Source organism: Rhizobium indicum (assembly GCF_005862305.2).
Taxonomy (GTDB): Bacteria; Pseudomonadota; Alphaproteobacteria; order Rhizobiales; family Rhizobiaceae; genus Rhizobium; species Rhizobium indicum.
On sequence record NZ_CP054021.1, the window covers coordinates 2959769 to 2971128 of the forward strand.

12 protein-coding genes and 1 pseudogene are annotated in these 11360 nt (G+C 62.5%); 6 read left to right on the forward strand and 7 right to left on the reverse strand.

Annotated elements, in window-relative coordinates; all coding sequences use genetic code 11:
* Positions 1 to 4: 4 nt before the first annotated feature.
* From FFM53_RS14530 to hemC, 4 genes are all read right to left on the reverse strand, one after another.
* Positions 5 to 1621, reverse strand: a complete 1617-nt coding sequence (locus tag FFM53_RS14530) for a heme biosynthesis protein HemY (RefSeq protein ID WP_138389462.1) — start codon at positions 1619 to 1621, stop codon at positions 5 to 7.
* Positions 1622 to 1625: 4 nt separating this feature from the next.
* Positions 1626 to 2894 carry a COG4223 family protein gene (locus FFM53_RS14535; protein ID WP_173883586.1) on the reverse strand — a complete coding sequence of 423 codons (1269 nt, stop codon included), beginning with the start codon at positions 2892 to 2894 and terminating at the stop codon, positions 1626 to 1628.
* A 68-nt stretch (positions 2895 to 2962) separates the two neighbouring features.
* Positions 2963 to 3670 (reverse strand): uroporphyrinogen-III synthase, encoded by a 708-nt coding sequence (locus tag FFM53_RS14540; RefSeq protein WP_138389464.1) that lies wholly within the window; start codon positions 3668 to 3670, stop codon positions 2963 to 2965.
* A 7-nt stretch (positions 3671 to 3677) separates the two neighbouring features.
* Entirely contained in the window at positions 3678 to 4607 is a 930-nt protein-coding gene (hemC, locus tag FFM53_RS14545; protein WP_138389465.1) for a hydroxymethylbilane synthase, read from the reverse strand.
* Positions 4608 to 4679: 72 nt separating this feature from the next.
* Between hemC and tsaD the strand changes: the two genes are divergently transcribed.
* From tsaD to FFM53_RS14575, 6 genes are all read left to right on the forward strand, one after another.
* A complete protein-coding gene (gene tsaD, locus FFM53_RS14550; protein ID WP_138389466.1) occupies positions 4680 to 5789 on the forward strand; it encodes a tRNA (adenosine(37)-N6)-threonylcarbamoyltransferase complex transferase subunit TsaD in 1110 nt (369 codons plus the stop codon).
* Positions 5786 to 6769 carry an NAD(P)H-dependent glycerol-3-phosphate dehydrogenase gene (locus FFM53_RS14555; RefSeq protein WP_138389467.1) on the forward strand — a complete coding sequence of 328 codons (984 nt, stop codon included), beginning with the start codon at positions 5786 to 5788 and terminating at the stop codon, positions 6767 to 6769. Before tsaD ends, FFM53_RS14555 begins: the two co-directional genes overlap by 4 nt.
* A gap of 9 nt (positions 6770 to 6778) precedes the next feature.
* Complete coding sequence (locus FFM53_RS14560) at positions 6779 to 7072, forward strand: YciI-like protein (protein WP_138331809.1); 294 nt, start codon at positions 6779 to 6781, stop codon at positions 7070 to 7072.
* A gap of 2 nt (positions 7073 to 7074) precedes the next feature.
* Positions 7075 to 7506, forward strand: coding sequence for an EVE domain-containing protein (locus FFM53_RS14565; protein ID WP_003543603.1), 432 nt, complete (start codon positions 7075 to 7077; stop codon positions 7504 to 7506).
* Positions 7503 to 8195 carry a class I SAM-dependent methyltransferase gene (locus FFM53_RS14570; protein WP_138331807.1) on the forward strand — a complete coding sequence of 231 codons (693 nt, stop codon included), beginning with the start codon at positions 7503 to 7505 and terminating at the stop codon, positions 8193 to 8195. Before FFM53_RS14565 ends, FFM53_RS14570 begins: the two co-directional genes overlap by 4 nt.
* 80 nt (positions 8196 to 8275) lie before the next feature.
* The gene (locus FFM53_RS14575; protein WP_138389468.1) at positions 8276 to 9955 is read left to right on the forward strand and encodes a glycoside hydrolase family 3 protein; all 1680 of its coding nucleotides are present in this window, start codon (positions 8276 to 8278) and stop codon (positions 9953 to 9955) included.
* A gap of 590 nt (positions 9956 to 10545) precedes the next feature.
* Here FFM53_RS14575 and FFM53_RS14580 read toward each other — a convergent pair.
* From FFM53_RS14580 to FFM53_RS37020, 3 genes and pseudogenes are all read right to left on the reverse strand, one after another.
* Entirely contained in the window at positions 10546 to 10959 is a 414-nt protein-coding gene (locus tag FFM53_RS14580; RefSeq protein WP_138331806.1) for a DUF3830 family protein, read from the reverse strand.
* Positions 10956 to 11207, reverse strand: a pseudogene (locus FFM53_RS14585) (hypothetical protein); the annotation flags it as partial. The gene FFM53_RS14580 and the pseudogene FFM53_RS14585, both read right to left, overlap by 4 nt.
* Positions 11140 to 11352 carry a hypothetical protein gene (locus FFM53_RS37020; RefSeq protein WP_425504942.1) on the reverse strand — a complete coding sequence of 71 codons (213 nt, stop codon included), beginning with the start codon at positions 11350 to 11352 and terminating at the stop codon, positions 11140 to 11142. The gene FFM53_RS37020 and the pseudogene FFM53_RS14585, both read right to left, overlap by 68 nt.
* Positions 11353 to 11360 lie beyond the last annotated feature (8 nt).

The window sequence follows — 11360 nt, forward strand, 5'->3', positions numbered from 1 at the left end:
CATTTCAAAAAAGGCGGAGCCGTGTCTTGGGTTCCGGTTCCACCCTGGGATCGCGAACGCCGGGATCATCCGGCAGTCCGCCAAAGAAAGGTTTCGCCTCGCTTGGCGCCGGCGCTTTATCGCTCACGACCGGTTCGACGGGTTTCGGTTTTGCCGATCTCGGTGCCGGCGTGGGGCGCACGGCCTCGGCAATCGTCGCGGCGCGTTCCAGCTCAATGATGCGATGGTCGTTGACCGGGCTTTCCGGCCTGACGTCACGCAGCGGCGGCAATGTCTTCAAAGCCGTTTCGATCGAGGCCGGGGCCGGACCGTCTTCGAGCGCACCCTCGATCTGGCCGAAGGGCGCCTTCCATTCGAAGGCGTCGAGACGGCCGGTCACTGGCGATACCGGCAGCCACTTGTCCGACACGGAGCCGTCTGCCACCCAGGCCGGATCGCGCGGCGCCTTGAGCGCCTGGGCCAGCCAATGGCGCACGCGGCCCTGGTCTCCGGTCTCGGCTTCTTCGATGTCGGCCAAGAGCAGGTAGGCGGCTTCACGCGGCTGCATGCGCGCCGCTGCTTCCGCTTTGGCGCGAGCCTTGGCGAATTCCTGCGCGTCGAGGGCTGCCTGGGCGACGACGAGAAGGGATTCGACGTTGTTCGGTCGCTGTCCTTCCAGCCGTTCGGCACGCTTCAGCCGGTCGAGCGTGGAATCGCCGCTGCGGGCCCTGACATAGGCTTGGCCGATCTCGGGATGAGGGGCCGATTTCCATGTCTGTTCGAGGATCGAGGCGGCCTTGCGGACGCCACCTTCGCGAAACAGCGCCTTTGCGGCGATGAGGGCCGCCGGAATGAAATCGGCGGCAAGTTTCAGCGCCTGCAGAGCGTCGTCGCGGGCACCCGTCGGGTTGCTTTCCAGCTTCTCGCCGGCGCGCGCCGTCAGGAGCACGGCGTGCAAACGGTTGGCTTCGGCCTTTTCGACGACGCGGGCGGCCTTCTGCTGTTCGAGCAGGCGGATCGCATCGTCCCAGTGGCCGGCCTGGCTGCGATATTCGAGCGTCGCCTGTGCGGCCCAGGGAAGATATGGCGCGTTGTCGGCAGCCTTTTCGGCATATTGGCGGGCCGCCTCGTTGGCCCCGAGACGGCGGGCTTCCAGATAGAGGCCGCGCAGGCCGAGTTCGCGCGTCTCGGGATCGTTGGCCATGGCCTCGAACTTGGCGCGCGCCTCATCATGGCGACCTTCGATCAGGGCGGCCTGGGCCTCGAGCAGGTTGATCAGCGGTTCCTGATCGGCGCGGATGAGGCCACGTGAGCGGGCGGCCATCTTGCGGGCAAGCAGCGCATTGCCGGCGCCGGCGGCGATCAGGCCGGTCGACAGCGCCTGATACCCGCGGTCCCGCTTGCGGGCGCGAAAATAACGCGTCACCGAATGCGGCGAGGTCCAGACCAGGCGGACGAACCACCAGGCGATCATCACGGCGGCGACGAGGGCGATGATTGCGCTGGCGGCGACGATCAGCTTCGTCTGGTAGATCTGGCCCTCCCAGATCAGCGAGAGGTCACCGGGACGATCGGCGAGCCAGGAAAAGCCATAGGCAAGAAGCAGCACGAAGAGGGCGAAGACGACAAGGCGGATCAGCATGTTCTTACTCCTCCTTGCCGGTGCCGGAGACCGCTTTCGACAGCGCCCCGCCGACCAGTTCCTCGACGCGGATGCGCGCTTCGAGCGATTGCTTGAAGGCGGCGGAGGCCTGTTTGCCGAGGGCGGGCAGGCTGTTCCATTCGGCGGAGGCGCCTGGCAGGTCGCCGTTCTTCACCTTTTCCTCCATGCGGGCGGCGATGGCTTCGACGCTTTCACCCTCGATATTGCCGACGGGACGAACGGTCACCAGCGACTTGGCGCTCGACATCAGCCGGTCCGACCAGCTCTGGTTCGGATCCGGCTGGTTGACGGCTTCGACGATCGCGGTGGCGACATCGGGAACCTCGCCCACCAGCTCGGTGCGTGAGGGAATGCCGGTCTCGGCAAAGGCTCTAAGGTCGGCGACGGCTGGATCGTCAGGCGCGACGCCGGCGAAGGTGTCGAGTTCGGCCAGGAACGGGCCACCGCGATCGATCGCCGCCTTCAGGGCGGCAGCGGCGATCGCCCGGGCAACGGCGACGTCCTCGCGCGGCTCGTTCAGCTTCTTTTCGGCCTCTTCGAGGCGCTTGGCGATATCGGCGCCGTTCGTCGTCTGCTGCTCGGAAGACTGGGCAAGCGTCGAGCGCAGCTGGTCGACCTGACCGGTCAGTTCTGCAATCTTCTGGTTGAGTGCATCGACATTGACAGAATCGGCCGGCGCGACGGCCGCGGGAGCCTTTGCAGCCGTTTCCAGCACAGCGACGCGTTTCGCAAGCTCGCCGTCATCTGTGCTCACCGGATTGGCGGCAAGGTTGGCGACGGCCTGTTTCAGGCCGTCGATCTCACCGGCAAGATCGGCTGTCTCCGGCGAGGTCGTCTGCGGCGCGGAGGAGCCCGGGAGGTAACCCGCATACTGGATGGCGCCGGCGCCAAGCAGCGCCACGAGGCCGCCGAAGATGCCGGCGGCAATGAGGCCGGAGGTGCCGGCGCTCTTCGGCGCGGGCTGTTCAGGAGGAGGGGTGAAGGAAGGTTCTGGAGCTGCCGGTTCCTCCTCCGGCGCATCCATCACAGGCTTCTCTTCATGTTCGGCATGCGACGCAGTCTCGGTTTCGGGCGCCAGGCCGACATCGGCGGTGGTGCTGTCGGCATCGCCGGTTTCATTGTCTACCGGTTTTTCGGTATCGGCTGCAGCGGCGAATTCCTGTGCATCGAGGTCGATCGTGACCGGTTCGTCGGCGCTCTTCGAATGGCGTGGCGGGTTTCCCGATACCATGAGGTCCTCTTTATCCTGCATTGCAACGAAACTAGACAGTGATGCCAGTTAAGGGAAGAGGTTAGATCAAATTTGGGCGGTTAGAGCCTTCAAAGCAGCGACAGAAGACTTTTCTCATCCGCCATCGGTGAAATCTCGCTGCTTTTTTTCAGAGCCGTCGGGATGGCTTGCGCCACCGCTTCGCTGAGGCAGAGAAGGCGGACTGCACTGTGTTCCGGCAGGGCCGATCGCAGGTCCGGCACGCGAAAGAAATCCTCCGCCGTCTGCCGGGAATAGAAGAGAATGGCGTCAGGAGGAGACCTTGAGAAAATCGCTTCGATCTCGGCCGGGCCGGGAACGATCGGCTGCATGCGGTAGCATTCGGCGATGGAAAAACGGATGCCTAGTTCTCGCAATCTTCCTTCAAAAGTCTCGGCGCGCGGTGTGCCGGCAAGATAGAGCAACCCGTCGGCGCCCCGCGCCGCGACGAGATCGGCGAGATCACGGCCGTTGCCCTGGGATGAGGCGACCGATCGGAAGCCGAGGCTGCGCGCCTCTTGCGCCGTCGTTTCGCCGACCGCAAAAAGCGGACGGGCAAGATGCGGGTGAAGTTGCTCGCCGAGCGCGGAGAGGACCCTGATGGCTTCGGCGCTGGTCACCGCGATTGCGCCGCTGGTGGTTGCAAGCGCATCTGCGGCGGCATTGCCGTCGTGCAGCGGCTGACGCAGCGGCAGCAGTAGCGGCTCGTGGCCCATATCGCGCAGACGTTGTGCGGTTCTAGTTGCCGAATGCGCGGAGCGGGTGACGAGCACGCGCATGGCCGCTTCAGTGCCAGTCGTCGAAAAAGGCGCTGCCGGCCCTGGCACGCACGTCCTGGCCGGCGCGGGTGCCGAGTGCTGCCGCATCGCGGCGGTGGCCGTCGGTCGTCACCGCATGCTGGCTGCGGCCGTCGGGTGTGATGATGAGGCCGGAGAACCGGATCAGGTCGCCTTCGCAGACGGCATAACCGCCGATCGGCGTGCGGCAGGAGCCGTCGAGTGCGGCGAGGAAGGCGCGTTCGCAGGAGACGGTGTCGAAAGTCGGCGCGTCGTTGACCGGCGCCAGCAGATCGTCGACCCTGGCATCGCCGATGCGGCTTTCAATGCAGATCGCTCCCTGCGCCGGCGCCGGCGGGAAGGTGTCGGGATCGAGGATATCGGTCAGCACGTCGACCTTGCCGAGGCGTTTCAGGCCGGCAAGCGCCAGCAGGGTCGCATCCACCTCGCCTTCTTCGAGCTTGCGCAGGCGCGTTTCCACCAGGCCGCGGAAGGTGATGACATTGATATCCGGCCGCATCCGGCGGATCAGCGCCTGGCGGCGGAGCGATGAGGAACCGACAGTGGCGCCATGCGGCAGGTCGATCAGTTTGCGTGCGGTGCGGCCGATGACGGCGTCGCGGATATCTTCGCGCGGCAGATAGGCGGAGAGATAAAGCCCCTCGGGCAGCTTCGTCGCCATATCCTTGGCGGAATGCACGGCGAAATCGAGCTCGCCGGCGGTAAGCTTCTGTTCGAGCTCCTCGGTGAACAGGCCCTTGCCGCCGATCTCGGCCAGCGACCGGTCGGTGATGCGGTCGCCCTTGGTCGTCAGCACGACGATCTCGAACATGTCCTCGGGCAGATGATGCGCCGCCATCAGCCTGTCGCGGGCTTCATGCGCCTGGGCAAGCGCCAGCGGGCTGCCTCGCGTGCCGATCCGGAAAGGTTTTGTTTGCATCCGTTCTATTCCGTTGTTACCGGAGTTCTCGTAAACGGGTTTCCATCCCATCGCAATCAACGAACAGGTTTCATGGTTCCCTTTCTGCGCATCCTTGGCATCGAAACGAGCTGCGACGAGACCGCCGCCGCGGTCGTCGAGCGCGATGCGGAGGGGCATTCCAACGTGCTGTCGGACGTGGTGCTTTCCCAGCTCGACGAACATAGCGCCTATGGCGGCGTGGTGCCAGAGATTGCCGCACGCGCCCATGTCGAAGCGCTGGCCGAGCTGATCGAGGAAGCGCTGAAGCGCGCCAATGTGTCGCTCGATGATGTCGACGCCATCGCCGCCACGTCGGGGCCGGGGCTGATCGGCGGGCTGCTGGTGGGGTTGATGACCGGGAAGGCGATCGCCAGAGCCGCCGGCAAGCCGCTCTATGCGATCAACCATCTCGAGGGCCATGCGTTGACGGCGCGGCTGACGGACGGGCTGTCCTTTCCCTATCTGATGCTGCTCGTCTCCGGCGGCCATACCCAGCTCATCCTGGTGCGTGGTGTCGGGCAATACGAACGCTGGGGCACGACGATCGACGATGCGCTCGGCGAAGCCTTCGACAAGACGGCAAAGCTGCTCGGCCTGCCCTATCCCGGCGGCCCGGCGGTGGAGCGGATGGCGCAGGCCGGCAATCCCGATCGCTTCGACTTTCCGCGGCCGCTGGTCGGCGAGGCAAGGCTCGACTTTTCCTTCTCCGGCCTGAAGACGGCGGTGCGGCAGGCGGCGCAGGATATCGCGCCGCTTAGCGATCAGGACGTCGCGGATATCTGCGCCTCGTTCCAGAAGGCGGTTTCGCGGACGCTGAAGGACCGTATCGGCCGTGGCCTGCAGCGATTCAAGACGGAATTTCCAGCGACATTCCCAGCGACTGGCGAAAAGCCGGCGCTCGTCGTTGCCGGCGGTGTCGCCGCCAATCTCGAACTGCGCGGCACGCTGCAGGCGCTGTGCGACAAGAATGGCTTCCGCTTCGTCGCGCCGCCGCTCAGGCTCTGCACCGACAATGCCGTGATGATCGCCTGGGCGGGACTGGAGCGGATGGCGACCGGCGCCGCACCGGATGCGCTCGACGTGCAGCCACGCTCGCGCTGGCCGCTCGATTCCAATGCGGAAACGCTGATCGGTTTCGGAAAACGAGGGGCCAAGGCATGAGCGAAAACATCGCCGTCGTTGGATCGGGGGCTTTCGGCACGGCGCTTGCCGCGGTCATCGCGCTTGCCGGCCGCAGCGCCGTAAAACTCGTCGGGCGCGATCCGTCCCTGATTGCCGATCTGAAGGCCGAACGGCTGCATGATGCGGTGCTGCCCGGCATTCTCCTGCCCGATACGCTGGAATTTTCCGCCGAGGCGGATGCGATCACTGGTGCCTCCATCGTGCTGTTTGCAATGCCGTCGCAGGCCCAGGCCGATGCGGCGCGGCAATACGGACCTTATCTTTCCAAGGATGCTGTCGTCGTCACCTGTGCTAAGGGTATCGAACGGGCGACCGGCAATCTTCTGACCGACATGCTGGAACGGGAACTGACGGACCATTCCGTCGCCGTGCTCTCCGGTCCGGGTTTTGCCGCTGATATCGCCAAGGGCCTGCCGACGGCGATGGCGATTGCTGCAGCCGACATGGAAATTGCGGAGCGGCTCGCTCAGGCGATTTCCGGGCGGACCTTCCGGCTCTACGCTTCCAACGACCGGATCGGCGTGCAGCTCGGCGGCGCGCTGAAGAATGTGCTGGCGATCGCCTGCGGCATCGTCGAAGGCCGTGGCATCGGCGATTCCGCGCGCGCGGCGCTGATTGCGCGCGGGCTTGCGGAAATGTCGCGTTTCGTCGTCGCCAAGGGCGGCCAGGCGGACACGGTGCGCGGGCTTTCCGGCCTCGGCGATCTGGTGCTGACGGCAACGAGCCATCAATCGCGAAACCTGCGCTTCGGCATCGCGCTCGGGCGCGGCGAAAAGACCGACCCCCTGCAGGGTGCGCTGGTGGAAGGCGCGTTTGCCGCCTCCGTCGCCTCGCGGCTTGCGGCGGAATTGAAGGTCAGCATGCCGATCACCGATGCCATTTCCGCCATCATCGACGGCAAGCTCGATATATCAGAGGCGATAGAGCAGCTGATGACGCGTCCGATCACCACCGAATAGGAGACAGACATGCTTTTCGCCCTTCTCTGCAAGGACAAACCGGGACATCTGAACGTGCGCATGGATACGCGTCCGACGCATATCGAATATCTGAACAAGCTGAATGCCGAGGGCACGCTGAAGATCGCCGGCCCGTTTCTCGATGACGACGGCAAGCCCTGCGGCAGCCTGATCATCGTCGAAGCGGAATCGAAAGAGGCGGCGCGTTCGCTTGCCGATGCCGATCCCTATGCCAAGGCCGGACTATTCGAAAGCGTCGACGTCAAGGCCTACAACTGGGTCTTCAACAAACCGGAGGCGTGAGCATGGCGCATTGGCTCTATAAATCCGAACCCGCATCCTGGTCCTGGGAGCAGCAGAAGGCTGCCGGCGAAAAGGGCACAGAATGGACTGGCGTCCGCAACTATCTGGCGCGCAACAACATGCGGGCGATGCAGATCGGCGACAAAGGCTTCTTCTATCATTCCAATGACGGGCTGGAGATCGTCGGCATCGTCGAAGTCTGCGCCCTGTCGCATCCCGATTCTTCCGCCAAGGGCGATCCGAAGTGGGATTGCGTCGATATCCGCGCCGTCATGGACGTGCCGAAGCCGGTGACGCTGAAGGATGTCAAGGCGAGCGAGAAGCTCGCCAAGATGGCGCTCGTCACCTCGATGCGGCTTTCGGTGCAGCCGGTGACCGAGGAGGAATATCTCGAAGTCTGCCGCATGGGCGGACTGGACAATCCGCCGCGTTGAAGACCGATCCGCAAGCTTTCATCCGCGCCAATACCAGCCTGATGCCACCGCCGCATGTGCCGGAGATTTCGCTCCATCTGGCAAGCGAGGCGCATGAGCTCTGGTTGAAGACGGAGGAGGAGCTGGAAGCGATCGGCCTGCCGCCGCCCTTCTGGGCTTTTGCCTGGGCGGGCGGCCAGGGACTGGCGCGCTATGTTCTCGATCATCCCGAGACGGTGCGCGGCAAGCGCGTGCTGGATTTCGCCAGCGGTTCCGGCCTTGTCGGCATTGCGGCTGTGATGGCCGGCGCCCGGGAGGTCATGGCTAGCGATATCGATCCCTGGGCGGAGGCAGCAGTCCGGCTGAATGCCGAGGCCAATCGCGTTTCGCTCGGATTTACCGGCGCCGATCTGATCGGGCAGGCGGTCGATGCGGATGTCGTGCTTGCCGGCGACGTCTTCTACGATCGCGCGTTCGCCGATGCGCTCGTTCCCTGGTTCGCAAAGCTCGCAGCCGACGGCAAGAGGGTGCTGGTCGGTGATCCCGGACGCAGTTACCTGCCTCGGGATCGGCTGGAATTCTGCGCGGTTTATGAGGTGCCGGTGACGCGGGCGCTGGAGGACAGCGAAATCAAGAAGACGACAGTGTGGCGTTTCGCTATTTCGACGCGGCACGAGATATCCAAAATGTTCCCGACGAACTTAACCTGACATCACCGCGCTGGCTTATGACGGGATAGCGTGCATATTCACACGGGCTATCCGCAGAGCGTTGATCAACGGGGGAACTTATGACGATCTACGACGAGCTTCGCAAAGCGCCGTTCAACCTCGACGACGCGGCGATATCCTGGATCCGGGACGTCTATGCCTCGCTCGATCTCGATGACAAGATCGGCCAACTCTTCACCTTGATCATGATCGGGACGGATGAGGAGGATTTCAAACGCATTGCTTCACTAAGGCCGGGCGGCGTAACGCGCTTCTTCACGGCTGACCTCGAGTTCGAGCGGCGGGTCATCTCTGACCTCGTGGCCAAGAGCAAAGTCCCGCCCATTATCAGCGCAGACCTCGAAGGCAGCCGTCATTCCTTCGCTTTCGGCACTCCGGTGCTGGGCCAACTCGGCCTTGCCGCCGTCGACGACGTTCAGGCGACCGAGAAAAGTTCGGAAATCTTGGCGCGCGAGGGCCGCGCGATGGGCGTGCGCTGGTCCTTCACGCCAGTCATCGACATAAATGCCGCGTTCCGATCGCCGATTGTCGGTACACGGTCATATGGCTCCGATGTCAACAAGATTGAGCGGCACGCGGTTGCCCATGTTCACGGTCTCCAACGAAATGGTGTTGCCGCCACCGCAAAGCACTGGCCGGGCGAGGGATACGACGACCGCGATCAGCACCTCGTTACGACGACCAATCCGCTTTCCATGGACGAGTGGAAGGAAACCTTCGGTCGGCTCTATGGAACGTTGATCACCGAAGGCGTGTTGGCAATAATGAGCGGGCACATTTCCCTTCCGGCCTACATTCGATCGAAGATGCCAGATGCCGGGCTTGAAGCTTTCCGACCGGCCTCGGTTTCCCGGTTGCTGAACATTGATCTTCTCCGAGACGAACTCGCCTTCAATGGCATCATCGTCTCTGACGCGACACCCATGGGAGGGCTGTCCGCCTGGGGCCACCACCTCGATACGCTGCCTGATATCATCGCGAATGGCTGCGACATGATCCTGTTCAGCGATGAACCTGAAGAGGATATGGCAGCGGTCAAGGCTGCCGTCGAAGATGGGAAAATTACTCCGGAACGACTTGAGGAAGCGGTTCTTCGCGTGCTGGCGCTCAAGGCGCATCTCAAACTTTTTCAACCGTCAGATGTCCTCCCCGATGCGGCTGAAGCGCGCCATCTGCTTGCGCATCCAGACAATGTCGCTGCATCCAGGGAATACATCGGCCGCTCGCCCACGCTTGTGAAGGACGTCAATGGTATCTTTCCGCTCGATCCGGCGAAGACAAAGCGTGTGCTGCTCGTCGACGGCGGCATCATTCATCCGCTCATGCCGCAGCCACTGGAATTCTTGCTACCCGCGCTGTTGCGGAAGGAAGGTTTCGAAGTCACGATCGACCGACCGGACATCGTGCCGACCCCCGACGACTTCGACCTCGTCCTCTACGCGCTAGGCGACGAGTCGCTGCTCGTGCGAGGTCGGATATTCGTCGACTGGCATAGGATGGGTGGTGGGGGCCTTTTCAAGGCCATGTACCGACCCTGGACGAATATTCCCTCAGTAATGATCTCCTTTGGGCACCCCTATCACCTTTACGATGCGCCGCGTGTACCGGCCTATATCAATGCGTACTCCACCATGGACAGCGTCCAGGAAGCCGTCGTTGATTGTATGCTCGGTCGCAAGCCCTTCCTCGGCACCAATCCGGTAGACCCTTTCTGTGGCCTTGAAGATGCGCGATATTGAAGTCGTTGGGAGCAGGCTGCCGGCCTATTGGAACGGGGCAACAGGCGCGTTCCAATGGACTATCCCGGCGACACAGTTCGTCAAGTGTCGCACGCACCGCATCCGTAGAAATGACGCCGCCTCGACGGGAATAGAACCGTCGGCATAGCACCGCCTTACCTGCTCGACAGGGCTATCACAGCGTCATTGCGCATCACCACCTCTATATGTGCGCAGAATGCTGAGAGACGGACGAGGAGGAATTGGCGACGAAGCCATGAGCCTCTGTAGAAGAGACATCTTACGCGTTTTGGGCTGCTTCTGCGACGGAGGTAGTTCTTGCGCCGCTCTTTTCGCAAGTTCGAAGTCAAAATCAAAAGACATTTCGGGCCTCGTCCACCATTTGGAAATCTCGAAGACTAGAATGCAGGAAACGTGCCAACCGCTGCGTTAGGCCTGGCACGCCGGCGTCAACCCTGTCGCCTCGCGCTATTGCGCCTAGAACAGGATGATTTTAGGCCGGGTCGGCCTAAAATCTGAATCCTGTTCTAAATTATATAGTTAGAGCATGATCTCAGCCGAAAACCGCCCACACTTTTCGGCATCATGCTCTAGGATACTGCCTCAAATCGAATGGATTGCGCGCCTTCCCACAGCGTGAGGCGCCCAATTTCGGCGAGTTGCTCGAGATTGGAGGTGATTGTGATGAAATGATTGCCAGCCAGTTGGCCCATTTTCGATGAAAAATCCACGCCTCCGTAGGCAAGCAGGATTTCCGTTTCGCTAATGCCTCCCGGGTAAAGGATGATATGACCGGGGGCAGGATGGCTCGTATGGTTCTCATAACCGACGCCGAAATCATGGTCGCCAAGCGGGATCCAAACGCCCTCGCCAGACCAGCGAACGTGCACAATTTTACCGTCGAACGGCATCTGCTTGATGAATGCTTCACAGGTTTTGGGCGCTCTGGCAGTTTCCAGGACAGCGTCGAAGATGAATGGCCCTGCTGTAATTTTCAGTTTCATGATGTCGCTCTTGTTAGATTTGACTGCTTGTTGATTTGTCTCGCCGCGGCTTTCCGATATTGCCCGTGGCCCTTGGTACCCACCTGGACGCCGTTTTCGACGACAGGCTTTCCGGCGACAATTGTCGTTATCGGCCAGCCGGTGATCTCGATCCCCTCGTAGAGCGAATAGTCTGCGCCATCATGCAGTTCCGCATGACGGATGGTCCGTTCGATGGCTGGATCCCAGATCGCGATGTCCGGATCCGCCCGAGGCGTCGATCGGGCGCGCAGCACCCGACAGGCTCTGCCCGATCTGGACAATCTTGCCGTCTTTAATGCCGATATCCGCCTGGAAAACTTCCGCGGCAGTCGCAACCGTGCCGTTCCGGATGATGAGATCGTAGTTGCTCACAAGCCTGA